This window comes from Streptomyces sp. NPDC051582 (assembly GCF_040681715.1).
Classification (GTDB): Bacteria; Actinomycetota; Actinomycetes; order Streptomycetales; family Streptomycetaceae; genus Streptomyces.
The window spans coordinates 94,522-121,107 of record NZ_JBFAZJ010000007.1 but is presented as its reverse complement, the minus strand read 5'-3'; the positions used below and the strand labels follow the sequence as shown (position 1 = coordinate 121,107).

The 26,586-nt window shown below is 72.2% G+C and carries 25 protein-coding genes, 1 tRNA gene and 2 pseudogenes; 6 read left to right on the top strand and 22 right to left on the bottom strand.

Translation table 11 applies throughout. The features are described 5' to 3' along the window. The 4 genes and pseudogenes from AB0M92_RS12210 to AB0M92_RS12195 all read right to left on the bottom strand — a co-directional run. Positions 1-699 (bottom strand): annotated as a pseudogene (locus tag AB0M92_RS12210) (hypothetical protein); the annotation flags it as partial. 34 nt (positions 700-733) lie between these two features. Continuing rightward, complete coding sequence (locus AB0M92_RS12205) at positions 734-1,639, bottom strand: hypothetical protein (RefSeq protein ID WP_366102034.1); 906 nt, start codon at positions 1,637-1,639, stop codon at positions 734-736. A gap of 180 nt (positions 1,640-1,819) precedes the next feature. Further along, on the bottom strand, positions 1,820-2,167 hold the full coding sequence (locus AB0M92_RS12200; protein ID WP_366102033.1) for a hypothetical protein: 348 nt from the start codon (positions 2,165-2,167) through the stop codon (positions 1,820-1,822). A 7-nt stretch (positions 2,168-2,174) separates the two neighbouring features. Next, positions 2,175-2,336, bottom strand: coding sequence for a hypothetical protein (locus tag AB0M92_RS12195; protein ID WP_366102032.1), 162 nt, complete (start codon positions 2,334-2,336; stop codon positions 2,175-2,177). Positions 2,337-2,729: 393 nt separating this feature from the next. On the opposite strand from AB0M92_RS12195, the gene AB0M92_RS12190 reads away from it, so the two are divergent. Together AB0M92_RS12190 and AB0M92_RS12185 are read left to right on the top strand one after the other, a co-directional pair. Beyond that, on the top strand, positions 2,730-3,704 hold the full coding sequence (locus AB0M92_RS12190) for a LuxR C-terminal-related transcriptional regulator (RefSeq protein ID WP_366102031.1): 975 nt from the start codon (positions 2,730-2,732) through the stop codon (positions 3,702-3,704). Between the two features lie 181 nt (positions 3,705-3,885). Next, positions 3,886-4,626 (top strand): class I SAM-dependent methyltransferase, encoded by a 741-nt coding sequence (locus tag AB0M92_RS12185; protein ID WP_366102030.1) that lies wholly within the window; start codon positions 3,886-3,888, stop codon positions 4,624-4,626. A 46-nt stretch (positions 4,627-4,672) separates the two neighbouring features. Here the strand turns inward: AB0M92_RS12185 and AB0M92_RS12180 are convergent. Both AB0M92_RS12180 and AB0M92_RS12175 read right to left on the bottom strand, forming a co-directional pair. Then, positions 4,673-4,954 (bottom strand): annotated as a pseudogene (locus tag AB0M92_RS12180) (transposase); the annotation flags it as partial. Between the two features lie 451 nt (positions 4,955-5,405). Further along, a tRNA-Pro gene (locus AB0M92_RS12175) sits at positions 5,406-5,482 on the bottom strand. A gap of 108 nt (positions 5,483-5,590) precedes the next feature. On the opposite strand from AB0M92_RS12175, the gene AB0M92_RS12170 reads away from it, so the two are divergent. Then, entirely contained in the window at positions 5,591-6,124 is a 534-nt protein-coding gene (locus tag AB0M92_RS12170; protein ID WP_366102029.1) for a DUF309 domain-containing protein, read from the top strand. A gap of 69 nt (positions 6,125-6,193) precedes the next feature. Here AB0M92_RS12170 and AB0M92_RS12165 read toward each other — a convergent pair whose 3' ends face one another. Genes AB0M92_RS12165 through AB0M92_RS12150 form a run of 4 tightly spaced genes read right to left on the bottom strand, consistent with a single transcriptional unit; the run spans position 6,194 to position 9,460 of the window. Continuing rightward, positions 6,194-6,583: a VOC family protein gene (locus AB0M92_RS12165; protein ID WP_266998222.1), complete on the bottom strand. Its 390-nt coding sequence runs from the start codon at positions 6,581-6,583 to the stop codon at positions 6,194-6,196. A 5-nt stretch (positions 6,584-6,588) separates the two neighbouring features. Further along, on the bottom strand, positions 6,589-7,227 hold the full coding sequence (locus AB0M92_RS12160) for an LUD domain-containing protein (protein WP_366102028.1): 639 nt from the start codon (positions 7,225-7,227) through the stop codon (positions 6,589-6,591). Next, positions 7,224-8,708 (bottom strand): lactate utilization protein B, encoded by a 1,485-nt coding sequence (locus AB0M92_RS12155; protein ID WP_366102027.1) that lies wholly within the window; start codon positions 8,706-8,708, stop codon positions 7,224-7,226. The genes AB0M92_RS12160 and AB0M92_RS12155 overlap by 4 nt, the downstream gene beginning before the upstream one ends. Next, positions 8,705-9,460: a (Fe-S)-binding protein gene (locus tag AB0M92_RS12150; protein ID WP_366102026.1), complete on the bottom strand. Its 756-nt coding sequence runs from the start codon at positions 9,458-9,460 to the stop codon at positions 8,705-8,707. The genes AB0M92_RS12155 and AB0M92_RS12150 overlap by 4 nt, the downstream gene beginning before the upstream one ends. Before the next feature lie 18 nt (positions 9,461-9,478). On the opposite strand from AB0M92_RS12150, the gene cobF reads away from it, so the two are divergent. Further along, positions 9,479-10,231 (top strand): precorrin-6A synthase (deacetylating), encoded by a 753-nt coding sequence (cobF, locus tag AB0M92_RS12145; protein ID WP_366102025.1) that lies wholly within the window; start codon positions 9,479-9,481, stop codon positions 10,229-10,231. 18 nt (positions 10,232-10,249) lie between these two features. Here the strand turns inward: cobF and AB0M92_RS12140 are convergent, their stop codons facing one another. The 5 genes from AB0M92_RS12140 to AB0M92_RS12120 form a co-directional block, all read right to left on the bottom strand. Continuing rightward, positions 10,250-11,407, bottom strand: a complete 1,158-nt coding sequence (locus AB0M92_RS12140; RefSeq protein ID WP_366102024.1) for an aminotransferase class V-fold PLP-dependent enzyme — start codon at positions 11,405-11,407, stop codon at positions 10,250-10,252. A 129-nt stretch (positions 11,408-11,536) separates the two neighbouring features. After that, entirely contained in the window at positions 11,537-13,165 is a 1,629-nt protein-coding gene (locus AB0M92_RS12135; protein WP_366102023.1) for an alpha/beta fold hydrolase, read from the bottom strand. Positions 13,166-13,177: 12 nt separating this feature from the next. Further along, complete coding sequence (locus tag AB0M92_RS12130; RefSeq protein WP_366102022.1) at positions 13,178-14,725, bottom strand: alpha/beta fold hydrolase; 1,548 nt, start codon at positions 14,723-14,725, stop codon at positions 13,178-13,180. 126 nt (positions 14,726-14,851) lie between these two features. Next, positions 14,852-16,528, bottom strand: coding sequence for a glycoside hydrolase family 71 protein (locus AB0M92_RS12125; RefSeq protein ID WP_366102021.1), 1,677 nt, complete (start codon positions 16,526-16,528; stop codon positions 14,852-14,854). A gap of 79 nt (positions 16,529-16,607) precedes the next feature. After that, positions 16,608-17,534 (bottom strand): cation diffusion facilitator family transporter, encoded by a 927-nt coding sequence (locus AB0M92_RS12120; protein ID WP_366102020.1) that lies wholly within the window; start codon positions 17,532-17,534, stop codon positions 16,608-16,610. A 209-nt stretch (positions 17,535-17,743) separates the two neighbouring features. On the opposite strand from AB0M92_RS12120, the gene AB0M92_RS12115 reads away from it, so the two are divergent. Continuing rightward, positions 17,744-18,196 (top strand): hypothetical protein, encoded by a 453-nt coding sequence (locus tag AB0M92_RS12115; RefSeq protein WP_366102019.1) that lies wholly within the window; start codon positions 17,744-17,746, stop codon positions 18,194-18,196. A 21-nt stretch (positions 18,197-18,217) separates the two neighbouring features. Here the strand turns inward: AB0M92_RS12115 and AB0M92_RS12110 are convergent, their stop codons facing one another. The 7 genes from AB0M92_RS12110 to AB0M92_RS12080 form a co-directional block, all read right to left on the bottom strand. Further along, positions 18,218-18,766, bottom strand: coding sequence for a GNAT family protein (locus AB0M92_RS12110; protein ID WP_366102018.1), 549 nt, complete (start codon positions 18,764-18,766; stop codon positions 18,218-18,220). Positions 18,767-18,893: 127 nt separating this feature from the next. Then, on the bottom strand, positions 18,894-21,113 hold the full coding sequence (locus AB0M92_RS12105) for an NADP-dependent isocitrate dehydrogenase (protein WP_366102017.1): 2,220 nt from the start codon (positions 21,111-21,113) through the stop codon (positions 18,894-18,896). Positions 21,114-21,327: 214 nt separating this feature from the next. Further along, positions 21,328-21,681, bottom strand: a complete 354-nt coding sequence (locus AB0M92_RS12100; RefSeq protein WP_366102016.1) for a DUF805 domain-containing protein — start codon at positions 21,679-21,681, stop codon at positions 21,328-21,330. Between the two features lie 421 nt (positions 21,682-22,102). Continuing rightward, on the bottom strand, positions 22,103-22,948 hold the full coding sequence (locus tag AB0M92_RS12095) for a chitosanase (RefSeq protein ID WP_366102015.1): 846 nt from the start codon (positions 22,946-22,948) through the stop codon (positions 22,103-22,105). A 340-nt stretch (positions 22,949-23,288) separates the two neighbouring features. Then, complete coding sequence (gene corA, locus AB0M92_RS12090) at positions 23,289-24,371, bottom strand: magnesium/cobalt transporter CorA (protein WP_366102014.1); 1,083 nt, start codon at positions 24,369-24,371, stop codon at positions 23,289-23,291. Between the two features lie 65 nt (positions 24,372-24,436). Beyond that, positions 24,437-24,829, bottom strand: coding sequence for a TOBE domain-containing protein (locus tag AB0M92_RS12085; protein ID WP_366102013.1), 393 nt, complete (start codon positions 24,827-24,829; stop codon positions 24,437-24,439). A gap of 88 nt (positions 24,830-24,917) precedes the next feature. Then, on the bottom strand, positions 24,918-25,853 hold the full coding sequence (locus AB0M92_RS12080; protein WP_366102160.1) for a LysR family transcriptional regulator ArgP: 936 nt from the start codon (positions 25,851-25,853) through the stop codon (positions 24,918-24,920). 69 nt (positions 25,854-25,922) lie between these two features. On the opposite strand from AB0M92_RS12080, the gene AB0M92_RS12075 reads away from it, so the two are divergent. After that, positions 25,923-26,546, top strand: a complete 624-nt coding sequence (locus AB0M92_RS12075) for a LysE/ArgO family amino acid transporter (RefSeq protein ID WP_366102012.1) — start codon at positions 25,923-25,925, stop codon at positions 26,544-26,546. Positions 26,547-26,586 lie beyond the last annotated feature (40 nt).

The following is a 26,586-nucleotide window of genomic DNA, read 5'->3' as shown; positions in this document are numbered from 1 at the left end:
ATTGCTCACCCAGTCGTTCGCAACACTCCCATTGCCATCCACAAACGCCACATGCGTCGCACCAGCATCCATCGACACCGGCGACGTCCCAGCCGAGGCCGCGACGACGTTCTTGTAGCGCAGGGCCTCGTAGTTGGTGATCGCGTGGCCGTCGAGCGTGCTCGCGTAGACGCTGCCCTGCGTCTGGTTGGCCACGGTGCCCGGGCGGTGTTCGGCGTCGTAGTAGAACGTCCCGGCGGACTTGTCCCGCCAGGAGTCGAACAGCACGACGTGTTCGGCGGTGTAGTCCAGTGCGTCACCCGGCTGCAGGCCGGTATAGCCGATGACGTTCGTTGCGGTGACGTTCGAAACGCTCGGGAGGGACTGCGTGACCAGGCTGTCCCCCTTCAGGCCCCACGCCATGGAGATGAAGCCGGAGCAGTCCGCACGGTAGGGGCCGCCGACCACGCTGTCCTTCCAAGCCAGCGACTGGCTGTACGGAACGGCGTTGTCGATCCAGTCGTGCGCCCGGGCGATGATCTGCTGCTGGGTGACCGCGCCTCCGGGCGTGGCCGGACCGAGGCTTCCGGTCGAGGTGGCGGGCCCGATGGGTACGGTCCCGGCGAACGCGTCACCGGCGGGTATCAGCGCGGCCATCGCGCCGAGCATCGATGCGGCCGCGAAGGCGGCGACGCCACGCTTCTTGGGTGTTGAAGACATTGCTTTCCTTCGGTGGTCGGCGTGTTTCAGAGGATCAGCGGGTGCCGGCCTGGCTGGCCAGCAAGTTCGTGAGCAGCGACAGCACGTGCGGGTCCTGCTGCGTGTCGTACGGAGCGGCCGCAGGAGATCCCTCGGCCAGTTCGTCGAAGTGCAGGACCAGAACCCGAGTGCCGTGCGCCGCGAGGTAGAGGTGGTTGGTCTGCTTGCCGTCGGCCGAGATGCCCTTGACCCCGGTCCAGACACGTTCGAACGCCGCCGCGCCCGTGACGGTGGCGCTCTGGCGTGAGACGGCGTCGGCCTTGAGGTGCTTCGCGCTCTGCAGAGCCCTGGACGTGGCCTGGCAGGAGCCCATGCCGGAGCGGACCCCCTCGTACGCGGCGCCGGCCGCTGCATCGGTGCCGAAGGTGTAGATCTCCAGCACTGCGGGGTTGCCACCGCTGCTCAGGTACGGCTGCTGCTGCCAGGTCGCGGCGCCGCGCACGCTCGCGCACTCGTTCAGCTCGATGTCGTGCCCGGCGATCTGGCGCACCGGACCCGGGGTCTGCGCGGTCCACGACTGGGCGGTGACGGCGGCGAGGTCGGACGGAACCTTGGCGCTGGTCGCGGCATCGAGTGTGGGCGCCGCGACGGGGTTGCCCGGTGTGGCGCCGGAGTTCCCCCCGGCGCGCTTCACCGGCGCCCCGGTCGCGGTCGGCGCCCCGGCCGCGCTCGGCGCCCCGGCCGGCGCGCTCGCCGTTGGCGTCGGCTGCGTCGTGGGCGCCGCCGACGTGCCGGCGGCCGGCGCCGTCACCGTGGTGGCCGCCTTGACCTGGTCCGCGTCCGGCGTGTGCGTGCCACCGCCCAGCATCGCCAGACCCAGTGCACCGGCGCTGAGGACGGCGCCGGCCGTCACCGCTGCCGCCCGGCGGGAACCTCGTATGGAGAACTTGATGGCTGGCATTGCGAACTGACTCCTAGAAGCGTGAAGCATGGGTGAAGTCCTGGCCGGCCGGCGCGCGACGGACGCGGCGGGCGGGGCGAGGAGCACGGCGGCCCGGCTTCCGGGCAGCGGAGGGCGCACCGGAGCCGTGCCACCGGATCTGTCGGCGGCGGGGTTCGGTGAGGCGGGGTGGCGACCGGATCAGGGCTTGGCGTGTCGCGGGCCGCCGGCATGCGGACCCGGTGCCCCCGCGGGCGGCAGGTAGCGCCGCTGGAGCGCGGGGGACCTCTGGTGGCCACGGACGAGCAGTGCGGCGGCCCGGTGCAGCGGGCCGCGGGCCGCGGGCGCGGGCGCGGGCGCGGGCGGATCCGGCGACAGAAAGAACAGCAGGAGATCGACCCGTTCGCTCTCGACCGAACCGGAGATGTGCTCCAGGCCGTCCTCCGGGGTGGTGTGCGCCCACAGGATGCCGAGGACCTCGGCTACCTCGCCCTCCCGCGTCGGCGGCGCCTCGGGGCGGCGCCGCAGGCTGGTGTAGACACAGTCCATCTCGCGCCTATCCCCATTGAGCGTTGTCGGCAGGGAGGGTGGTGACGCCGGTCGCCGTCGCGGTGGTGGCGCCGCCGTGGGCTCCGCCGGCCGCGACGGGCAGCAGGGCGATGACTCCGGCGGCGAGGGCGGCGACCGCGGTGGCCATACGGAGACGAATGCGGGGCATGGCGTTCGGTCCTTCGTTAAAGGGGTGACGGTGGCTCGGAGCCGGTTTTCGCGTCCCGCGGTCGACGCTCGTTCCGGTGCCTTCTCGTGGCCGGCGGGGTGTTCCCTTCCGGCGATGAACAGCTTCGCCGGAGGACCGACGTCCCGGGAAGAACCAGCGGCTGTCGTCAACTCGCCTGGCGCCATCCGGACGGCTTGTCATGGACAGGTCAACTGCGGTCACAAGTCGGCCACCTCGATGCACACGGAGCGACACCGTGTCCACGAGCCGGCCGTTCGACCTGAACCCACTGCCGAATCTTGAAGATCTTGAAGGGTTCGTGTCCAAAGTGCGACGATGCGGTGCGCGTGCGGACCGTGAACGGTTCGGACGCGAAACCCGGGGGGGAACACGATGTTGGAAGCACTGGGCCTTAGTGCGCTCGGAAGCAGGGTCTACCAGGCCATGCTCGACCATGGCGACCACGGCGTCGCGCAGTTGGCCGAGCTGTGCGGGGCCTCCCCCGCACAGGTCCACGACTGCCTCGACGAACTCGCCCGCCTGATGCTGGTGCGGGCCTCTGCCGACCACCCCGGCCGCATGCGCGCCGTCTCCCCCGAAGTCAGCCTGGCGGACATGCTCGCCCGCCAGGAGGCGGACCTGGCCGCCCGTCAGGCCCAGCTGGCCGCCTCCCGGGCAGCGGTCTCACGCCTGGTCGCCGAGCGCTCGGGCTCCCGCGCCACGCACGGCGAACGCCTCCTGGGGATGGACGCCATCCAGCGTCGCATCGAGCAACTGGCCCACGGTATGGAGCAGGAGTGCCTGGGCGTCCACCCCGGCGCCAGCCACCGTCCCGAGGACCTCGCGGCAGCACGGGCCGCCGACGAGGAGCCGTTGGCGCGCGGCGTCGTCATGAAGACCCTCTATCAGGACACCACCCGCAACGACCCGCACACCACCGCCCACGCCCACTGGCTCCTCAGCCGCGGCGGCGAGGTACGCACGGCCCCCGTCCTCCCCCAGCGCCTGGTCATCTTCGACCGTGCCCACGCACTGGTCCCCATCGACCCCGCCGACACCCGCAAGGGCGCCCTGCACGTCACGGAGCCCGGCCTCGTCACCGCCCTCCTCGATCTCTTCGACCAGGCCTGGGCCACCGCCGTCCCGCTCGGCGCCCTGCGGTCCGACGACCCCGCGACCGGCCTGACCGACACCGAACGCCAACTCCTGCGCCTGCTGGCCGGCGGGCTCACCGACGACGCCGCCGGTCAACGCCTCGGCATCTCTTCACGCACCGTCAGTCGCCACATGTCCTCGATCATGGAACGTCTCGGCGCCGCCAGCCGTTTCGAAGCCGGTCTCAAGGCCGCCCAACGGGGCTGGCTCTAAGAACTCCTAACGAAATGATCTCCAAGGTGGTTGGATCACTTCGGGATTGATGATCCGGGGTGCGGGGCGGTTCGGCCGAAGCCCTTGCAAGGCGACGACGAGTTGTGGGCGGTGCACGCTGCGCCGCGGAGAACGTAAATGCGTCGACAGCGCCCCTCGGCGCCCGGCACAGTGGCCACCCATGACGAGCAGTGAACTGTGGACCCGCGCGACCGCCGACCGCTACGACGCCGAGGAGGCCGAGGCGTCTTCGGCTGCCGTTCTCGGACCGACCCTCGCCTTCCTGGCCGAGCTCGCCGGAGACGGCCGGGCGCTGGAGCTCGCCATCGGAACCGGACGGGTGGGAGTCCCGCTCCGGGAACGCGGCGTGCCGGTGGTGGGCATCGAACTGTCCGAGCACATGGCAGCGGTGCTGCGGCGCAAGATCGACGAGGACACGCTCCCGGTAGTCATCGGGGACATGGCCACCACGGTCGTTCCCGGCGGGTTCACCCTGGTCTATCTCGTCTACAACACCATCACGAACCTGCTCACTCAGGACGAGCAGGTCGAGTGCTTCCGCAACGCCGCACGGCATCTGGAGCCCGGCGGTCGGTTCGTCATCGAGCTGGGCGTGCCGCCGCTGCGGCTCCTGCCGCCCGGCCAGGTCGCGGTGCCGTTCGACGTCTCTCAGCAGCATCTCGGCTTCGACACCTTCGACCTGGTCGAGCAGATGCTCGTCTCGCACCACTTCACCCGCGACGGCGACGACGGCCACTACCGCCGCGAAAACTCCCGGCACCGGTACGCCTGGCCGGCCGAGCTCGACCTGATGGCGCGGATCGCCGGGCTCGAACTGGAACGTCGCGTTGCGGACTGGGACGGGTCCCCATTCACCCAGGACTCCGCGAAGCACGTCTCCGTGTGGCGCAAGCCGACCTGAGGTCGGCCACCGGGCCATAAACGTTGGCCGTGCCTGTCTTGAACTCCTATCGGGAGTTCAGGCGGCGCCAGCAGATCAGTACGCATCCGAGGGCGAGGAAGGCTTCGTGGATGTCGTCGCGGATCTCCCGGCGGATCCGCAGGCGGCGGAACCAGTGCAGGTGGGCGAATGCTCGTTCCACGGCCCAGCGTTGCGTGCCCAGGCCCGAGCCGTGCTCGGTGCCCCGGCGGGCGATCAGCGGCTTCACGCCGAGATCCCGGACGGGGCGACGGTACTTGTCGTGGTCGTAGCCGCGGTCGCCCAGCACCACGTCCGGGCGGCGCCGGGGGACGAACAGGATGCCCTGGAACACCAACCGGTCCGGATGCCGCTTTCGCCCGGGGTGCCGGGGACGACGCTCCACCTTCGGTAGCGGCCGATCGATCACCGCCCACAGCTCGTGGTCGACTTCCCACGGCTTCGGCCGAGCCACTCCAACCCCCGGATCGTCAGTCCCGGAGTGATCCAACCACCTTGGAGATCATTTCGTTAGGAGTTCTAAGAGGTGTCTTTTCGCCGAGGCCGGATCACGCGAACGGGGTCCGGCACCGCGGCTCGCCGCGTCGTCACCCGTCCGGGATGCGACACCGTGGCCATCGAGGTCTCGCCGTACGTGGCGGCACCGACGGCCGGGCCGGATGCCGCCGCCCCCTGCCCCGGCTTGCGGCCGCCCGATGATCACCAACAAAAAAGGCCGTCCCCACCATTCGGTGGAAACGACCTCCGACCTGCTGAATGCATGGTCGGGACGACAGGATTTGAACCTGCGACCCCTTGACCCCCAGTCAAGTGCGCTACCAAGCTGCGCCACGTCCCGTTGTGCCGTTGAGCTGGGGTTTCCCCCGTCCCGGCGGCACATGCAGAACATTACCCCACGTAGAGGGGTGCGCATGCACGGGTTTCCGGCCGCGGGCAGGATGGCGGGGTGAACGCACGGGATCGGGACGGTGAGGGGCGGGCGCGCAGCGCGCGCCCGCGGGACGGGCTGGGGCGGCCGCTGCCGTACGGGGAGCCGGGGGTGGAGCGGCAGCCCGAAGGGATCGTACGGACGCCCGCCGAGACGGTGGCCGAGGCGCAGCGACTGCTGGACGCCGGGATGCCGTTCCACGCGCACGAGGTGTTCGAGGACGCCTGGAAGTCCGGGCCCGAGGCCGAGGCCGCGCTGTGGCGGGCCCTCGCACAGCTGGCGGTCGGGCTCACGCACGCCGCGCGCGGGAACGCCGTCGGCGGGGCCCGCCTGCTGCGCCGCGGGGCGACCGCCCTGGCCGGGCCGGGCACGGGGGAAGGCGCCGGTGGCGGGGGCGCGTACGGGATCGACGTACCGGGGCTGGTCCGCTGGGCCCGGGAGTTGGCCGGGCGGGTGGAGGCCGGCGCGGCGGTCGACGCGGCCGCCGAGTCGCCGCGGCTCGCCGCCCCGCGGGAGCGGCCGGAGCGGCCGGAGCTGCCGGACCCCCTCTGACCCCGGGCGGGCCGGTGCCGCGGACCGGCCGCGAGCCGGCCGGGAGCCGGGCCGAGGCCCGGCCGGGACCTACGCGGGCTCCAGGAGGTCCCAGCGGTTGCCGTAGAGGTCCTCGAAGACCGCCACCGAGCCGTAGGCCTCGTGGCGCGGCTCCTCCAGGAAGCGGACGCCCTCCGCCGTCATCCGGGTGTGGTCCCGGGCGAAGTCGTCGGTGTAGAGGAAGAAGCCCACCCGGCCGCCCGTCTGGTCCCCGACCCGGGAGCGCTGGGCCTCGTCCTTGGCGAGCGCCAGCAGCAGGGCCGCCTCGGTGGCGCCGTCCGGGCGGACCACGACCCAGCGGGAGCCGTCGGGGCGCGCGGTGTCCTCGACGAGGGTGAAGCCGAGGGCGCGGGTGTAGAAGTCGATGGCCTCGTCGTAGTCGCGGACGACGAGGGCGGTGAGCGCGATGTATGCGGGCATGGCACTCATTGTGCTGGTCCGGTCAGCAGGATCACCTCCAGGGTGCGCGGGCCGTGCACGCCCTCCACCCGGTCGAGCTCGATGTCGCTGGTGGCGGAGGGGCCGGAGATCCAGGTCAGCGGCCTCGTCGGGTCCAGCAGGGGCAGGGCCTGCGGGACCGATTCCACCACCTGCTCGGGGACCCGGACCACGCAGACGTGGTGGTCCGGGATGAGCGTGACGCGGCGCCGGCCCTGCCCGGGGCCGCCGTCGAGGACGATCGTGCCGGTCTCGGCGATCGCCAGGGCGCAACCGGTCACCACGCTGTCCACCGCGTCCAGTTCGTACGGGGTCGACCCCGGCGTGTCGTCGACACGGCTGGCCTGCGCCGCCGCGAGCCAGTACGGGGGCAGGCCGGACGGCACGAGGACCGTACGGGCTCCGCGCTCGGCCAGCAGCCGGGCGAGGAGCGGGGCGATCCCGTCGCCGTCCGTACGGTGGACCCGCGCGCGGTACTCCGCGAGGTGGGCCGCCAGGAGGTCCGCCGTCTCGGCCGGGGTACGGGAGCCGTGGACCCGCAGGTAGTCCCGGGGGACGACGGGGTCGGGGCCTGCGTCGGCCACCGCCCGGCGGATCCGGCCCAGGATGCGGTCCCTGCTGCTCATGCCCGCTCCCCCCGCTCCCGCGCCCACCAGGTGCGGAACGACTCCGCCGGGAGCTCCGGCAGCTCCCGGCTGTCCGTCCACGCCCGCCCCGGCCCCGGCAGCCGGCGCGGCCGCAGCCGCCTGGCCCGGGCCAGCAGCCGCTCCCCGGCGCGCAGCGCGCCCGGGCGGTCCAGGAGCAGCCGGGCGGCCCGCATCGCGGCCCGTTCGGCGGCGTGGCCCCGCGCCGGGCGGATCCGTACGCGGATGCCCTCGCGGGTCACCGGGCCGCCTTGGACCACCCGTTCGCGCAGGTGGACCAGGATCTCCGGGATGTCGATGGCGACCGGGCAGACCTCGTAGCAGGCTCCGCACAGGGTGGACGCGTACGGCAGCGAGGCGTCGATCGCGCTGCCGGTGCCCCGCAGTTGGGGGCTGAGGACGGCGCCGATCGGCCCGGGGTAGACCGAGCCGTACGCGTGGCCGCCGGCGCGCTCGTACACCGGGCAGACGTTCAGGCAGGCGGAGCAGCGGATGCAGCGCAGGGCCTGGCGTCCCACCTCGTCGGCCAGGGTGTCGGTGCGGCCGTTGTCGAGGAGGACGAGGTGGAAGACGGAGGGTCCGTCGCAGTCCGCCCCTCGCGACGGACCCGGCCCGGTCCACATCGTCGTGTACGGGTTCATCCGCTCGGCGGTGGACGAGCGCGGCAGCGTCTGGAGGAAGATCTCCAGGTCCCGGAAGGACGGCACCACCTTCTCGATGCCGACGACCGAGATCAAGGTCTCCGGCAGGGTCAGGCACATCCGGCCGTTGCCCTCGGACTCGAAGACGACCATGGTGCCCGTCTCGGCGACCATGAAGTTGGCGCCGGAGATCCCGACCTTGGCGCGCAGGAACTTCTCACGCAGGTGGAGCCGGGCGGCCTCGGCGAGCTCGCGCGGGTCGTCGCCGAGGCCTTCGGGGGCGGGGCGGCCCCAGCGGCCCATCTCGGCGGCGAAGATCTCCCGGATCTCGGCCCGGTTGCGGTGGATGGCCGGGACGAGGATGTGCGAGGGACGGTCGTGGCCGAGCTGGACGATGAGCTCGGCCAGGTCGGTCTCGTACGCGGCGATCCCGGCCGCTTCGAGGGCCTCGTTGAGGCCGATCTCCTGGGTCGCCATGGACTTGACCTTGACCACCTCCCGGTGGCCGGTCGCCAGCACCAGCCCGGTCACGATCCGGTTGGCCTCGTCGGCGTCGGCCGCCCAGTGGACGGTGCCGCCCGCGGCCGTGACCGCCTCCTCCAGCTGGACGAGGTAGCGGTCGAGGTGGCGCAGGGTGTGGTCCTTGACGGCCTTGCCGGCCGCGCGCAGCTGCTCCCAGTCCGCCAGCTCGGCGACGGCCCGGGCCCGTTTGTCGCGGATGGTGTGGGTGGCGTGCCGGAGGTTGGCGCGCAGCACCGGATCCCCCACGGCTTCCCGGGCCGCGTCCGGAAAGGCGGGCATGCCCACGAACGTGCCGCTCACGTCAGCGGTTCCTCCTCCGTCGAGGCCAGGATCTCGGCGAGGTGCAGGGTTCGCATCGGCTCTCCCCGGCGGCGCAGGATCCCGTCGAGGTGGGCCAGGCAGGAGTTGTCGGCCCCGCACAGCACGTCCGCGCCCGTCCCCACCGCGCCGGCGGTCTTGTCGGCGCCCATGGCCGCGGACACGTCCGGGTTCTTCACCGCGAAGGTGCCGCCGAAACCGCAGCACTCCTCGGCGCCGGGCAGTTCGACGAGGTCCAGCCCCCTGACGGCGGAGAGCAGCCGCCGCGGGCGCTCCCCCAGTCCCAGGCCCCGCAGGCCGTGACAGGAGGGGTGGTAGGTGACGGTGTGCGGGAAGTACGCGCCCACGTCGGTCACGCCGAGCACGTCCACCAGGAACTCGGTCAGTTCGAAGACGCGCGGTACGAGCTCCTCGGCCAGCGCCGACAGCCCGGGGCCGCGCCCCTCCCGCTCCGCCTGGCGGCCGATGCGCGGGTAGTGGGTACGGACCATCGCGGCGCAGGAACCCGAGGGGGTGACCACGTACGGGTACCCGGCGAAGGCCTCGGCGGTGCGCCGCAGCAGCGGCTCGCTCTCGCGCCGGTAGCCGGTGTTGTACTGCGGCTGGCCGCAGCAGGTCTGGGCCGCCGGGAAGTCCACGCCGACGCCGAGCCGCTCCAGCAGGCGTACGACGGCGATGCCGGTGCGCGGGTACAGCGCGTCGTTGACGCAGGTGACGAACAGGGCGGCACGCATGACGGGCAGAATAGCGGCGTGAAGAAGTTCTCAGTGATCGGCATAGGCGCGGGCGACCCGGACCACCTGACCCTCCAGGCGGTCAAGGCGATCGGCGCGGCGGACGCATTCCTCATCCTGGAGAAGGGGGAGGAGAAGGCGGATCTGACCGGGCTGCGGCGCGCGATGCTCGACGCGCACGCCCGCCCCGGCCACCGGCTGGTGGAGGGCCGCGACCCGGACCGCGACCGGACCCCGGACCAGTACGCCCCGACCGTGGACGGCTGGCGCAGCGCGCGGGCCGAGATCTTCGAGCGGTTCGTCGCCGAGGACCTGGCGGACGGCGAGACCGGCGCCTTCCTGGTGTGGGGCGACCCCTCGCTGTACGACTCCACCCTCGCCATCCTCGACGAGGTGCTGGAGCGGGGCCGGGTGGCCTTCGAGCACGAGGTCGTGCCCGGCATCAGCAGCGTCTCCGCGCTGCTGGCCCGGCACCGGACCAATCTGAACCGGGTCGGCCGGCCCGTCCAGATCACCACCGGACGGCGCCTCGCCGAGGGCTGGCCGCAGGACGTGGACGACGTGGTGGTGATGCTGGACGCGCGGCACGCCTTCACGGCCCACCTCGACCAGGACCTCTTCATCTACTGGGGGGCCTATGTGGGCACCCCGGACGAGATCCTGGTCTCGGGGAAGCTCGCGGAGGTCGCCGGCCGGATCGAGGAGCTCCGTACGGAGGCCCGCGCCCGCAAGGGCTGGATCATGGACACGTACCTGCTCCGGCGTGGCTGAGGGCTCCCCGGCGGCTGCCTAGAGGTGGGCCGGGAGCGCGGCGGCGAGGCGTTCGTACTCCTCGGGACGGTTGTAGATCTGCCCGCAGATCCGGATGCCACCGCCGCCCGGCCAGCCCCAGACGAGCACCCGGATGCCCAGCTCGGCCGCGATCCGCTCGCGCAGGGCGCTCGCCTCCTGCTGGGTCACGGCGGTGCCGGGCGGCAGCCGCAGGGCGCGCATGGCGAGCCCCTCGGTGTACGGGAGCGGGCTGAGCCCCGGGATCTCGGCGAGCAGGGCCGCGCCGTGGGCGGCGAGGGCGGCGTTGTGGGCCCGGACCTTCGCGGCGTCGAGCCGTTCGAGGAGGTCCAGGCCCTCGGGGGCGGCGAGCCAGCCGGTGTAGTCGGCGGTGGCCCGGTTCTCGACGGAGCGGGGGAAACCGTGCGCGTCCTCCCAGGAGGGGACCAGCGCCCGGACCCGGTCGCGGTGTGCCGGGGCGACGGCGAGGACGGCGCTGCCGGAGGGGGCGTACCCCCATTTGTGCAGGTTGCCGAACCAGAAGTCGGCGGCTCCGGCGAGCGGGTCCTCGATCATGCCGGGGGCGTGCGCCCCGTCGACGAGGGTGGTGATCCCGCGGGCGGCGAGCTCGGCCAGCAGCCGGGGCGAGGCGATGAGCCGGGCGGTGGGCGAGCTGATGTGGTCGAGCACCACGGCCCTGGTCCGGGGCGTCAGCCCGGCCAGCACGGTCTCGCGTACGGCGTCCTCGTCGGGCAGGTGCGGGTCGAGGGCGACGGTGGTGATCGGGGCGCGGCGGGCGGCGGCCGCCACGACCGTGCCGTAGCCGTGGTCGGTGACCAGGATCTCGTCGCCGTCGGCGAACGGGACGGCGTCGAGGGCGAGATTGGCGCCCTCGGTGGCGTTGGCGATGAAGGCGATGCCGTCGGGGTCGGCGCCGAGGTGGCGGGCCACCCGGGCGCGCGCCGCGGCGATCCGTTCGGGCGCGGCGATGAAGAAGGCGTCGGGATCGGCGTGCGCCTCCTCGCGCAGGGCGGCCTGGGCCTCCTGCACGGGGACCGGCACCGCGCCGAACGACCCGTGGTTGAGGTGGGAGACGGCGGGATCGAGCCGGAACAGGGCGCGCCCGCCGGGGAACTCGGCGGGCGGCCCTGCGGGGCGTATCGGCTTCGGCTGGTTCACGGGGCCTCCGGGGTGCGGCGCGGCTGTCCCCCGCATCATCGCGTGCCGTACCGCGCACGCCCAGTACGCCCCCGGGCGAACCGGCCGGACCGGCCGGACCGGCCGGACCGGGTTCGCCGCCCGCCGCGGTCAGGGCTGCCCGATCTCGAACTGCGGTGCCTTGAGGGTCTTCAGGCATGCGGTCCCGGGGGCGGCCGGATCGTCGAAGAACGAGACGGCGATCTCCTGGGCGCACTTCGAGGTGGCGAACACCACGTGCGGCTCGTAGGGGACCGTGACGACCTTGGCCTTGCCCAGCGTCCGCGCGACGTACGGTCCGTTGTCCGCGCCGGTCTGGGCGTCGAAGCCGCCGGACAGGGCGAGGGTGGGGATGTCGCCGCTCGTGACGTCCCGGATCGAGCGCGGCGCGGCGGGGACGTTCCAGACGTCGCAGTCGGGACGGAGGAAGGTCAGCTGCGGGGCCTGCGCCTGTACGGGGCGGGGGAAGGACGGGAAGGCCGCCCGCCCGCCCTCCAGCGCTTCGGCCTGGCCCTCGTACGGGATCCATTCGCTGCAGAAGACGCCGTAGACGAGACCGTGCGCGACCCGGCCCATCGCTGCCGGGCTGAGCTTGCCGCCGGCGTACTGCTGCGCGATGCGCTGGGGCTTGCCGTGCGCCAGTTCGTCGAGGGCGAGGGGCACTTGGGGCGCCACGTGGGTGGCGGAGGTCATCCAGTTCACGAGGGCCCCGCCGTCCAGTACGACCTTCACCGGCTTGTCGCTGCCGGGGAGCGTGACGGTGGTGGTGACCGGTTTGGCTTCGAGGTCGCGCACGAGCTTGTCGAAGGTGGCCGACAGGTTCGGGTAGCGCTTCTTGCACGCCGGCTGGTCCGCGCAGGCCTTGAAGAGGCCGTCGAAGCCCTGCCGGGCGCTGCTCCAGGTCGCGGCCGAACCGGACTTGGACGGGGGCAGGATGCCGTCGATGCCCACCGAGCGCAGTCCTTCGGGGTGCAGGCGCATGTAGACGAGCGCCAGGTGGGTGCCGTAGGAGATGCCGTACAGGTTCCACTGCTTGACGCCCAGGGCGGCGCGCAGGTCCTCGTAGTCGGCGGCGCTCTCGGTGTCGTTGTAGGCGGCGAGGTCGATTCCGCGGGCCGCGAGCTCGTCGCGGCAGGCCTTGGTGGCTTCGACGTGCAGGCGTTCGGTGGCGGGGGCGTCGGAGACGAGGCCGACGGCGCGTGCGTTGAACTCGTCGATGCCCGGGCACAGGACGTTCGGCCGGGCCGAGTACGTGCCGCGCTGGGACATGAGGACGACGTCGCGGTCGCGGTTCAGGCCGCCGTCGATCGCCATCTTCGCCTCCCCCACGGCGTCGTCGCCGGGTCCGCCGGCGAGCCACACGATGGGGTCGGGTTTCGGCTTGTCGCTGGCGGCGGGCACGATCGCGACACCGAGCTCGATCGTCTTGCCGGTCGGTTTCGCGCGGTTCTCGGGCACGGTGAGCGTTCCGCAGCGCGCCCCCTTGAGTTCGGGGATCGGCTCGGGCGTCCTGGGGCAGGAGCCCGGTTCGTAGCGGGCGTCGCCCACCGTCCGTGCGACCGTGCCGACCGGCGCGCCGGGGCCGGTAGTGGCGTCGGTGCGGGACTGCGCCTGAGCGGGCCCCGCGAGCAGTCCGGTGACGAGGAGACCGGTCACCATGCCGGCCGACGCGGCCCGGGCCCGCCGTACGGTGCGACGGCTGCGGGGCGCCCGGTGCAGGGGCGCGTGAGGCAGAGTCATGTACCCTCCCGGTCATTTCGGGATGATCGTGAACGGCTCGGGGGCGAGATCGTCCACGCAGGAGGTGTCGGGAGCGGTCGGGCGTGCGAAGAACGACGCCAGCACGCGCTGCGCGCACGGCGACTGCGGGACCACCCAATGGCCGATTCCCGGGACCAGCACGGAGGTCGAGCCGGACAGGTTGCGGGCCACGCCCTTGGCCCAGCTCGCCCCGGTCTTCACGTCGAACGTGCCGGAGACGACGAGGGCGGGTACCGGGCTGACCGTGGCCACGCGCTGGATCTTGGCGCGGTCCGCGACGTTCCAGATCCCGCACACCGGGTACTGGAACGGCAGCTGCGGGGCCTGGGCCAAGACCGTGTCCGGCCACTCGGGGTAGACCTTCCGGCCCGCCTCCAGCACGTCGGATTCCGAGTGGCCCGGAGCCCACTCGGCGCACGCGACCGAGTTCGTCAGGCCGTGCGCGAACTCGCCGGTCTTCTGGACCGAGCCGGCCGCGCGGGCCTGGGCGAAGCGCTCCGGGTTCCCGCGGCTGAGTTCGTCCAGCGCCGCCGGGAGGTCCTTGGGCCGGGGGGTGAAGGCGACGATCAGGTTCAGCAGGGCGCCCCCGTCGAGGACGGTCTTGACCGGCTTCCCGCCGTCCGGCGGCTTGACGTTCAGCGTCAGCGGGTGCGCCTCCAGCTTGCGCACCTGCTCCGTCAGCGTGCCGGGGAGGTCCGGGTAGCGGTCCTTGCAGGCGGGCTGCGCCGCGCACGCCGCGAAGATGTTGCGGATGCCCTCGGCGGTGCTGCCCCAGGTCCAGGGCAGGGTCACGAACTGGGAGGGGGCGACCGAGTCGATCGCCACCGCGCGGATCCCCTCCGGGTGCAGGCGCAGGTACGTCAGGGCCAGGTTGGTGCCGTAGGAGTAGCCGTAGACGTTCCACCGGGGGATGTGCAGCGCCGTGCGCAGATCGGCGAAGTCGGCGGCGTTCTCGGTGGTGTTGTAGGCGTTCAGGTCGACGCCGTCGGCCACGAGACGGGCCCGGCAGTCCGTCACCGCCTTCAGCATGAGCTGTTGGGCCTGCCGCGCGTCGTAACCGAGGCCCACGGACTGCGCGTTGAACCGGTCGACCTCCGGACAGGCGAGGTTCGGCCGGTCGTGGAGGTTGCCGCGCTGGGCCATGACTATCAGCTCGCGGTCCTTGTTCAGGCCGGAGTCGACGAGGAAGGGAATGTCGTCGAACGTGTCGGCCCCGGGACCGCCGGCCATGAAGACCACGGGTTCCGCGGCGGGTTTCTCCGCGGCGGCCGCGATCCTCGCCACGGCCAGCATGATGGTACGGCCGCCGGGGCGGGAGCGGTTCTCGGGGACCTCCAGGAACCCGCACCGCGCCGTGTCCAGCGCCTCGACCGGCTCCCGCGTCTTGGGGCAGGGTCCGGGTACGAACCGGGGCGCCGCGGTCGGGCCGGGCGCGGAGGACCGGGTGTCGGGTGACGCGGCGGCGCCCGGTGCCCCGCCGAATGCCGCGAGGCAGACCAGAGCGGCCGTGGCAGCCGCGTTGACTCCGTGTTTCACCATGTGCGCTCGTTCCTGTGCCGTGCAGGTGGATGGAACACACCTCTTCGACGGTAACGGCAGGCGCGAAGACGCGCACATGGTGACGGCAGGGGCCTACCGGGCCCGCCCCGATCCGAAGGACACCCCCTAGTCCCGCCCGCTCGTGACGGCGTAGTACTGCAGGTCCTGGACCTGCACCGTGCGGTCCGCCGCGTAGGGCAGCTTCACCTCCGCACCGGCCTTCCCGTCCCGCACCACCGCCGCCGAGCTGGTGCCCGGGCGCAGCGGGAGCAGTTCGGAGTGGATGCCGGCCGGGGCCTCGTGCGTGTCCCGGTCCGCGCCGACCACCGTACGGACCGCGGCCGGGGCCGTCAGGAAGCTGAGCACCTCGACCGTGTCGCGGGGCGCGGCGCTGCCCTTGCGCAGGGACATCACCAACGACTGGGCTCCGGCCGGGTCCGCGGAGGCGAATTGCGTCCGGGCCGATACGTACAGCGTGTCGCGGACGATCTTGGGCCAGCTGCCCGTCTTGAACTTGGTCAGGTAGTACGAGGAGAGGTCCAGGTAGGCGTACCCGTTGTGCAGCGAGGGCGCGAACTGGCTGCCCTCCGAGTAGTCGTTCCAGGTGGTGAGCTGAACCCAGTCGGCGTCGTCGTCGATGGCGTGCGTCCACGTGGAACGCAGGGTGGCGGTGTTGCCCGCCTCGTCGTAGACGCCCTGGTTGGGGCGGGCGTCCTGGACCGACACGGGCTGCATCCAGATCTTGCCCATGCCGTGGGCCCGCTGTGCGTCGCGGGTGGCGCTCTCCTGGCCGACGTAACTGCGGCTGCCCCATTCGGAGAAGCCGTGGCTGATCGGCGCGAACCCAGCGCTGTTGGCGCCGTAGTCGAGGAACGTCGGGACGAAGGCGGTGCGGATGCCGTGCCGGGTCCTGAGGAGGTCGAGGACCTGCGTCCACCAGGCGACGCTCTTCGCCTCGGCCTTGAACGGGGAGACGACGAGCCGGCCGTCGCCGAGGCGGTGCGCGGCGGGGGCCTTGCCCAGGGCCGCGACGGCGTCGGCGAGCACGCCGGGGTCGTCCGTGTTCAGGGAGGTCATGTCCGGCATCAGCATGATCTTGAAGGCGGGGTCGACGGCGTGGGCGGCTTCCATCAGGAGCTGGGCGCGGTCCCGGTTCGGCCCGGACAGGGAGAGCATGTCGAGCGTGAACCCGTCCAGGCCGGCGGCGCGGGCGGTGCGCACCTCCTGCTCCAGGTTGGCGCGTTGCCAGTTTCCGGACTTGGGCAGGACCGGCAGCGGCCGGTCGCGCAGCAGGCCGCCGTAGCGCTCGTGCTTGCCGTTCTCCCCCGCCGGGTTCAGGTAGTTGCGGGTGTAGTAGTCGGCGTCGGCGCTCGCGTTGTCCAGCGAGAGGGGGTACGGGGTGAAGTAGTGGGCGAACACCAGCTTCCTGCCGGCCTCGCCGGTGCGCAGGGCGGCCGGGCCGGGCAGGTCGAACGGCAGGGCGCCGGCGGGCCGCCCGCCTCCCGCGTCCCCGGCGCCCGGGTCGCCCGGGCCCCGGCCCGTGCCGTCGGGACTCGGGCCGGGCGCGGTCGGGGACTGGCCGGTGGCGCCGGGTGCCGTGGTCCCCTCGCCCGTGCCGGGCCCGGCGGCCCAGGGCGTGCCGATCACGGGGGCGGACAAGGCGCCTTGGCGGGCGTCGGCCGTGAACGGGTTCCAGGCGATGCCGGCGGCGACGCACACGCCGGCGAGCAGGAAGGCCGCGGCGAGCAGGGTCGGCAGCGGCCGGCCCCGCAAGCCCGGACGGCGGCGGCGGTGTGAACTCATCGTGGGTGCCCTCCCCTGCACGCGCCCCGGTTACGGGGCTGCAGAGCAGTACAGCCGATCGGCGGCTCCCGTACAACCGTCAGGCGTGCAGGGCCCGCTCGTCCTCGACGTGGCCCTCCGGTTCCAGCTGGAGGGTGGAGTGGGCCACGTCGAAGTGCCCGCCGACGCAGGCCTGGAGCCGGGCGAGCAGCTTCCCGGGCTCCTCGCCGCGCAGGGTCTCGGCGGCGACCACGACGTGCGCGGTGAGGACGGGCATGCCGGAGGTGACCGTCCAGGCGTGCAGATCGTGCACGGCCAGCACGCCGGGCTCCTCCAGGAGGTGCCTTCGTACGTCGGCCAGGTCCATGTCCTGCGGGGTGGCCTCCAGCAGGACGTGGGTGGCCTCGCGCAGCAGTCCGTACGCGCGCGGGACGATGAGCAGGCCGATGACGATGGAGGCGATGGGGTCGGCGGCCTCCCAGCCGGTGATCAGGATGACCAGGCCGCCGATGATGACGGCGACGGAGCCGAGGGCGTCACCGAGCACTTCGAGGTAGGCGCCGCGCAGGTTGAGGCTGTGCTCCTTGGCGTCGCGCAGCAGCCACAGGCCGACGCCGTTGGCGGCCAGGCCCAGTACGGCGACGCCGAACATCAGCCCGCCCTTGACCTCGACGGGTTCGCTGAAGCGGCGGATGGCGGTGTACAGGACCCAGACGAAGATCGCGAGGAGGAGCAGCGCGTTCAGGACGGCGGAGAAGATCTCGACCCGGTAGAAGCCGAAGGTGCGGCGCGGGGTCGGGGCGCGCTGGGCGAGGGTGACCGCGCCGAGCGCGAGGGAGACCCCGACGGCGTCGGTGAGGCTGTGCGCGGCGTCGGCGAGCAGGGCGAGGCTGCCGGAGAGCACGGAGCCGAAGACCTGGAGCAGGGTGATCGCGGCGCTGATGCCGATGGTCCAGAGGAGGCGGGCGCGGAACGTCCCGCTGACGGTCCCGGCGGCCGCCGAGGGAGCTCCGTGGTCGTGGCCCATGAGCGGAATCCGACCACAGGAGGACCGGGTGCGCCCGCCGGGCATCCCCCACCTGGCTGAATGGACAAAAGTGCGGTGGGTGTACAACTTATCCGGAATCCGACATTCCCCTGGCCATCCGGCAGAACTGGCGCATAATCATCGCTACGCGGCTCGAATGAACCCTTGGCCGCGCATGGGACACGCATGCAATGGGGGGCATCGTGCCGATGAGGGATTCAGGCCGGACCGGCACGCTGCCGGCGACGTCCGACGAGCTGTCCCGGCTGCTGACCGTCGTACGGCGGGGGCGGGTGCTGACGGTCACGGGGCGGTTCCGGCAGCCGCGGAGCCTGCTGGTGCGGGAGATCGCCGAGCGGCTCTCGTCCAATTTCTGCGATGGCGCGGCCGTCGTCGCGATCGGCGGGCCCTTCGGCGTGCGCGAGCTGACGACCGCCCTGGGCTGCGTGCCGGGCATGCCGTTCCTGCCGTACTGGACGGCGGACGCCGTCTCCTGGCTCGCGGAGCGGGACATGCTCCTGGTCCTCGACGGCACCGAGCACCTCGCGCCGGAGGCGCTGGCCTGGCTGCGTCGCCTGCTGACGGCGGCCCCGGGGCTGCGCATCCTGGCCTCGGGGCGGTCCCCGCTGGCCTTCGAGGGGGAGCGCGTCCACCGGCTCTGAGCGTGCCGGGGCCCCCGGCACTCACCGGCGCGGTTCGGGCCCCCGCTTCCACTCCTCCACCGGCAGCCCGAGGATCACCTCGTCGACGAAGGCCCCCGCGACCCAGGCCGAGCGCCGCAAGGTGCCCTCCAGGGTGAAGCCCGCGCGGGTCGCGGCGCCGATCATGGCGGCGTTGTCGGCGAGCGTCTCCAACTGGAGCCGGTGCAGCCCGCGCACCGTGAAGCCGTAGTGGCACAGCAGCTGCACGACCTCCGCGCCCAGGCCCCGGCCGCGGGAGCCGGGGAGCAGGGAGATCCCGAGGTGGCCGCCGCGGTTGTGGAGGTCGATGCCCCAGAGCGCGGCGTCGCCCGCGAGCGCTCCGGTGGCGGTTTCGACCACCGAGAAGAACGAGGTGGTCTCGGAGGGGGCGCAGGGCTCGTACGGCGAGTGGCCGGTACTCGGGGATATCGGACGCCACGGCCCGGCTTCGGCGCGCGAGCGTGTCGCCACGTCCTCGTACAACCCGGCGTGGAGCACGGCCACGTCATCGGCGTGCCGGGCGCGCAGCCCGGCCAGAGTTCCCTGGATCACCAGGACTTCCTAGCCGTCGGCCCCGCCGCCCCGCAAGCGGGTTTCCGGTGCGGGGCGGCGGCCGCGTACGGGTCCGCCCCGGTCGGCGGCTGCCGACCGGGGCGGAATCGCTCAAAACGAGCGGACCTTACGCGAGGGACGCGATCGCCTGGTTGAAGGTCGCGGACGGCCGCATGACCGCCGAGGCCTTCGCGGCGTCGGGCTGGTAGTACCCGCCGATCTCGGCCGGGGAGCCCTGGACGGCGATGAGCTCGCCGACGATCTTCTCCTCGGACTCGGCCAGCGTCTTGGCGAGCGGGTCGAACGCCGCGGCCAGCTTCGGGTCGTCGGTCTGGCGCGACAGCTCCTGCGCCCAGTACAGGGCGAGGTAGAAGTGGCTGCCGCGGTTGTCGATGCCGCCCAGCTTGCGGCTCGGCGACTTGTCCTCGTTGAGGAAGGTGCCGGTCGCGCGGTCCAGGGTGTCGGCCAGCACCTGGGCGCGGGCGTTGCCGGTGGTGGTCGCGAGGTGCTCGAAGGAGACGGCCAGCGCGAGGAACTCACCGAGCGAGTCCCAGCGCAGGTAGTTCTCCTTGACCAGCTGCTGGACGTGCTTGGGGGCGGAGCCGCCGGCGCCGGTCTCGAAGAGGCCGCCGCCGTTCATGAGCGGGACGACCGACAGCATCTTGGCGCTGGTGCCCAGCTCCAGGATCGGGAAGAGGTCGGTCAGGTAGTCGCGCAGCACGTTGCCGGTCACCGAGATGGTGTCCTCGCCGCGGCGGATGCGCTCCAGGGAGTACGCGGTGGCCTTGACCGGGGACAGGATCTCGATGGTGAGACCGTCGGTGTCGTGGTCGGCGAGGTACGTCTTGACCTTGGCGATCAGCTGCGCGTCGTGCGCGCGGCCCTCGTCCAGCCAGAAGACGGCCGGGACGCCGGTGGCGCGGGCGCGGGTGACGGCGAGCTTGACCCAGTCCTGGATCGGGGCGTCCTTGGTCTGGCAGGCGCGGAAGATGTCGCCCGCGGCGACCTGCTGCTCCAGGACGACGTTGCCCTCGGCGTCGACGAGGCGGACGGTGCCCGCGGCGGCGATCTCGAAGGTCTTGTCGTGGCTGCCGTACTCCTCGGCCTTCTGGGCCATGAGGCCGACGTTCGGCACCGAGCCCATGGTGGACGGGTCGAAGGCGCCGTGCGCGCGGCAGTCGTCGATGACGGCCTGGTAGACGCCCGCGTAGCTGCTGTCCGGGAGGACGGCCAGGGTGTCGGCCTCGTTGCCGTCCGGGCCCCACATGTGGCCGGAGGTGCGGATCATGGCCGGCATGGAGGCGTCGACGATGACGTCGGACGGGACGTGCAGGTTGGTGATGCCCTTGTCCGAGTCGACCATCGCGAGGGCCGGGCCCTCGGCGATCTCGGCGTCGAAGGAGGCCTTGATCGCGTCGGCGTCGGGCAGCGCGCCCAGGCCGTTCAGGATGGTGCCGAGACCGTCGTTGGGGGACAGGCCGGCCGCGGCCAGGGTCTCTCCGTAGCGGGCGAAGGTCTTCGGGAAGAAGGCGCGGACCACGTGACCGAAGACGATCGGGTCGGAGACCTTCATCATCGTGGCCTTGAGGTGCACGGAGAACAGGACGCCCTCGGCCTTGGCGCGCTCGATCTGGTCGTTCAGGAAGGTGCGCAGCGCGTCGACGTGCAGGACGGACGCGTCCACGACCTCGCCGGCCAGGACCGGTACGGACTCGCGCAGGACGGTGGCGGTGCCGTCGGCGGCGACGTGCTCGATGCGGAGCGTGCCGGCCTCGGTGACGACCGCGGACTTCTCGGTGGAGCGGAAGTCGTTCGCACCCATGGTGGCGACGTTCGTCTTCGACTCGGGGGTCCAGGCGCCCATGCGGTGCGGGTGGGCCTTGGCGTAGTTCTTGACCGAGGCGGGGGCGCGGCGGTCGGAGTTGCCCTCGCGCAGGACCGGGTTGACGGCGCTGCCCTTGACCTTGTCGTAGCGGGCGCGGATCTCGCGCTCCTCGTCGGTCTTCGGGTCGTCCGGGTAGTCCGGGAGCGCGTAGCCCTGGCCCTGGAGCTCGGCGACCGCGGCCTTCAGCTGCGGGATCGAGGCCGAGATGTTGGGCAGCTTGATGATGTTCGCTTCCGGCGTCTTCGCGAGCTCGCCGAGTTCGGCGAGGGCATCGGCGATCCGCTGGCCCTCCTCCAGGTGCTCGGGGAAGCTGGCGATGATCCGACCGGCCAGGGAGATGTCACGGGTCTCGACATTCACACCGGCCGTCGACGCGTAGGCCTGGATGACAGGCAGGAAGGAATACGTCGCGAGGGCCGGGGCCTCGTCAGTGTGCGTGTAGATGATGGTCGAGTCAGTCACCGGATGCTCCGCTCCACAGTCTGCGTCTCTCGTCTGCAACATTGCTCGACATCAAGATATCTCGTGATCGGACCGGTCCGGACAGCCCCCTGCCCGAGTCCCGGGGAGACGCGCGTCACCTTCTCTCCCGCGCGGCCCCCGGAACGGCGAAAGCGCCGCCCGGCGGCTGTTTCCAGCCGGGGCGGCGCTCAGGCACTCAGGCGTACTGGCCTGCTCAGGCGTGGACGGCCTTCGGGTTCGGGCCGTACTGGTTCGGCTGCGGCTGGCCCTCGGTCGCCATGAGGACGAGGAGCCAGATGCCACCGATCAGCGGGACGAGGGCGATGAACATCCACCAGCCGGACTTGCCGGTGTCGTGCAGGCGGCGGACACCGACGGCCAGGCCGGGGAGGAGGACGGCCAGCGCGTAGATCGCGTAGAGGAGCGGGTAGGTGCCGATCACGTTGTCGAGGACGGCGACGATGATCAGGGCGATCAGGTTGAAGAGGGCGAACATCCAGTACTCCTGGCGGCGGGCGCGGCCGGAGAACACGGTGTACTTCTTCAGGACGTCGGTGTAGTAGTTCATGGGTCCCCCCTGAGGACGTTCGTCGGCCCGTCCTGCTGGAGCAAGCCGAGGCAGAACTTATGCCCCGCTTATGTGGCGGTCAAGCCAGTTCACAACAAGCCGGAATCACCGTTTTTCCAGGGTTCACGGGCCAAAAACACCGGCCTCGACGGCCACTTGGAACCCACTGGTCGTACCGGGTCACGCGGGGTGACGAAACAGGGGTGATAGGGACCGATTCGTGATGCGCGAGCGCCTTCCGAGTCATTCGCCGCCGCCCCGCGAACCGCCTTGCGTCCGGCGGAGCATGCCCGTCCGCCTCCACATCGTTACGGCACCGCGACCCTGTCAGCCACTGTCACGCACCCGCACGCGCGGCGTCCCGCGCCGGACCCTGGGGCCGGCACGGGACGCCGTGGACCGCGTGAACTCACCAACGCGTTCAGCCGATGTGGAACGAGTCCCCGTAGACCTTCCAGTCGAGCGGGGTGTTGAGGTTCAGGTTGCCCTTCTTCAGGAAGACCCGCTGCGCGGTGTCGACACGGCTCGTGTCGCTGTGCGCCTCCTCCTGCTTCATCGCCCAGACGCGCGCGTCGAGGAAGGCGTTGAGCCAGGTGGTCTCGTTCCCGCCCTGGGCCGGGGGCTTGGCCTTGGACAGCGCCCGCTTGCGGATGTTGCGGAAGCTGGTGGAGTCGCCGCCGTCCCCGTGCATGACGATGGCGTCGTAGTACATGAACTGGCCGAGCGCGCCGACCCCGTCGGACTTGCCCTGGCCGACGGCCGGGTTGAAGTAGACCCGGTCGCGCTCGTGGTCCTGGGCCTTCTTGAACTCGCTGTCCTGCGCCGCCTTCGCCCAGTCCTTGGTGAAGTTCGGGTCGAGCCCCTTGTGCGAGTCCGTGCCGTCGACCTTCCGGAGGGCCGGCAGGTACTTGGCCAGCACGTTGCCCGGCTTGACGTCGGTGTAGTACTCGATGAGGTCGAGCATGTCGCCGGTGCCGGAACAGAATCCGATGATCCCGGCCGTGTAGCCGCGGCCGTCGTCTATGTCCTCTATGTACTTGTACTGCGCCTTCCAGTCCAGGGAGGAGTTCTCCGCGCTGGAGACGATCTGCATGGCGACGTCCTTCTTCGCCGGGTCGTCGAGCCCGACGGCCTTCACCGACACCGCGGCGGCGGGCGCGGCCGCGGGGGCGGCCGCCGACGTCGCGTGAGCGGTCACCGGTACGACGAGGAGGGCGCTGCCGAGCAGGGCGCTGATGGCGATTCTCTTGCGGTGGGGGGCGAACACAAGACCTCCATAAGGGAGTTGAGGCTTGGGCGGCTTCGTTAGGAAACTTTACTACCAGAGGTCGCGACAGCTCAATACCCCCGCACGCCACGTGTGCGGCAGGGTGGACAGGGTGCGACAGCGCTGGTTCATCGACCAACGCGCTGGGCGCGCGGTGGCCGGATTTCCGTACCCGGGACCAGTGCCCCCGCTCCCCGCGCGCTTGCTTGACTGAGGGCACACCACGGAGAACGGCCCGGTGCTTGCGGCTCTCGCAGCGGGCGGACCCGTGGGACGGAGGGGAGACCCCCGCGCCCCGATCGCGGTGTTCGGCGCGCGGGCCCCTGGCTCGAAAAGGGCCTCAGAGCCAGCCGTTGCGGCGGAAGCCGCGGTGGATGGCGAAGCAGGCGAGGGCCATGACGCCGACCACGACCGGGTAGCCGTACGTCCAGTGCAGCTCGGGCATGTCGTCGAAGTTCATGCCGTAGATCCCGCAGACCATCGTCGGCACGGCCACGATGGCCGCCCACGCGGTGATCTTGCGCATGTCCTCGTTCTGCGCGACGGTCACCTGCGCGAGGTGCGCCTGGAGGATGGAGTCGAGCAGCGCGTCGTACGCGTTGATCTGGTCGGTGGCCCGGGTCAAGTGGTCGGCCACGTCGCGGAAGTACGCGCGGACCTCCGCCGGGATCACCGGTATCGGCTGCGTGGCCAGGTGCTGGAGCGGGCGGCTCAGCGGGGCCACCGCCCGGCGCAGCTCCAGCAGTTCGCGCTTGAGCTGGTAGATGCGGCCCGCGTCGCCCCGGCCGCCGTACTCGCTGAACACCGCGGTCTCGACGGCGTCGATGTCGTTCTGCACCGCGTCCGTGACGGCCACGTAGTCGTCGACGACGTGGTCGGCGATCGCGTGCAGCACCGAGGCAGGCCCCTTGGCCAGTTGGCCGGGGGCCTCTTCCAGGCTCTCGCGGACCGGGCCCAGCGTGCCGTGGCCGCCGTGCCGGATGGTGATGACGAAGTCGTCGCCGGTGAACGCCATCAGCTCACCGGTCTCCACGACCTCGCTGGTCGCGGTGAGCTCCTCGTGCTCCACGTAGCGCACCGTCTTGAAGACGGAGAACAGGATGTCGTCGAACCGCTCCACCTTGGGGCGCTGGTGCGCGGTCACCGCGTCCTCGACGGCGAGGGGGTGCAGGCCGAAGAGCTCGGCGAGCCCCGCGAGTTCCTCCCTGGTCGGTTCGTGCAGGCCGATCCAGACGAACCCGTCGCCCGCCTTGCGCACCCGTCGCAGCGCCTCCTCCACCTCGGCGCAGCCGTCCTGCCGTGCGCCGTCCACGTAGACCACGCAGTTGACCACCGCGCTGCCGAGCGGGGAGCGGGCGGGGTGGCTGAGGTCGACGGCGCGCCGGTAGCCGCGGCGCACGGCCCGGCGCAGGTTGCTGAACATGGACAACGGGGTACTTCCCTTCGGCGGATCAGCGGCCAGTCTGCCACCGCCGCCGATCGGCCCCGTCAGACCCTGTCGATGAACACGCTCGTCGACTTCACCCGGGCCACGGCCTGCGCGCCGACCTCCAGGCCGAGCTCCTCCACCGCCTCCCGGGTCAGGAGCGAGACGACGCGGTGCGGGCCGGCCTGGATCTCCACCTGGGCGTCGACCGTGCCGAGCTTCACGGCGGTGACGATGCCGGGGAAGGCGTTGCGCGCCGAGGTGTACGGGGCGTCCTCGCCCTCGCCGGCCTCCTGGGCGGCCTGCACGCAGAAGGCGGCCAGGTCCGGCCCGTCCACCATCCGCCGCGTGCCTTCACGGCGGGTGGGGAAGCGCTCGGCGTCGGCCCAGCGGCGGGCCGTGTCGACGCTCACGCCGAGCAGCCGGGCGGCCTGGCCGATCGTGTAGGACTCCATACCCGCAGCTTAGGGGGTCCCCCGCCGGACCCGCCCACCGCCGGATGCCCGCCTTCGTCGGGGTCCGCGCCTACCGCGAAGCCCCCGCCTACCGCGAAGCCCCCGCCCACCGCCGGGGCCCGTCCTGGCGCAGGGCCTCGGCCGCCGCGGCCGCCACCACCTCCGCCACCGTCGACAGCGCCGGGGAGTCGAGTTTCCACTGCTGCCAGTACAGCGGCACGTCCAGGGGCCGGCGCGGCATCAGCAGGTCCAGCTCCCCCGCGCGTACCAGCGGCTCCGACTGGGTTTCCGGTACGAGTCCCCAGCCCAGCCCGGCCACCACGGCGTCGCGGAACCCCTCCGAGGTCGGCACGTGGTGGCGCAGCGGCCCCGCCCCGGCGTCCTGATCGCCGGTCAGCGACCGTACGAACCCGTCCTGGAGCTCGTCCCGCCGGTCGAACACGATCACGGGCGCCTCCCGCAGGCCCTGTTCGAGGCCCCCGGCCAGGTACCGGGCCACGAACCCGGGGCTGGCCACCGGCAGGTACCGCGCCAGCCCCAGTCTCCGTACGGTGCACCCCGCCACCGGGTCCGGCGAGGAGGTGACCGCCGCCATCACCTGGCCCTCCCGCAGCAGGGCCGTCGTGTGCCCCTCGTCCTCCCGGTGCAGCTCGAAGAAGACCGGCGGGTCCTGCGGCACCCGCGTGAGCGCCGGCAGGAACCAGGTGGCCAGCGAGTCCGCGTTGACGGCGATCGGCAGCCGCACCGGGCCGCCCGACTCCTGCGCCATCCCGAGCTCGGCGCGCGCGTCCCGCTCCAGGCGGGCCAGCTGCCGGGCGAAGCGGACCACCACCTGCCCGGACTCGGTCGCCCGCACGGGCTTCGTCCGCATCAGCAGCACCCGGCCGGTCCGCTGCTCCAGCGCCTTGACCCGCTGGCTCACGGCGGAGGGGGTCACGTGCAGGGCCGCGGCCGCCGCGTCGAAGGTGCCCTCGTCGACCACCGCGAGCAGGGTCCGTACCTGGTCCAAGGGGAGTTCGTCCATCACGAGCGCTAAGGGTACGTAAAAATCTTTAGCTGTACTGAAGCGCGCCCGCTCCTTACGGTCGAAGGCATGACACACGGCATCATCGCGGCGGCACTCGCCGGCTTCGGCACCGGACTCTCCCTCATCGTCGCCATCGGCGCGCAGAACGCCTTCGTCCTGCGCCAGGGGGTGCGCCGGCACGCCGTCCTCGCCGTGGTCGCGATCTGCGCCGTCTCCGACGCGGCCCTCATCGCCCTCGGCGTCGCCGGGGTCGGCGCCTTCGTCACCGCCTGGCCGGCCGCCCTGACCGCGGTCGCCATCGCCGGCGGCACTTTCCTGATCGCTTACGGATTCCTCGCCGCCCGCCGGGTGCTGCGGCCCGCGCCCGGGTCCGCCCTGGGCACCGAGGGCGCGGCCGCCGGCTCGCGCCGCGGGGCCGTGCTGGCCTGTCTGGCCATGACCTGGCTCAATCCGCACGTCTACCTGGACACCGTCCTGCTGCTCGGCTCCCTCGCCGCCGACCGAGGGGACCTGCGCTGGGCCTTCGGCATCGGCGCCGGGCTGGCCAGCCTGATCTGGTTCGCCACCCTCGGCTACGGCGCCCGGCTGCTGAGCGGCGTACTGGCGCGCCCCTCGGCCTGGCGGGTGCTGGACGGGCTCGTCGCGGCGACCATGGTCACGATGGGCGGGACGCTCCTGGCCCGGGCCTGAGCCGCGAGCGCGGCGGGCCCGCGCGGGGTACGGGTCCGCC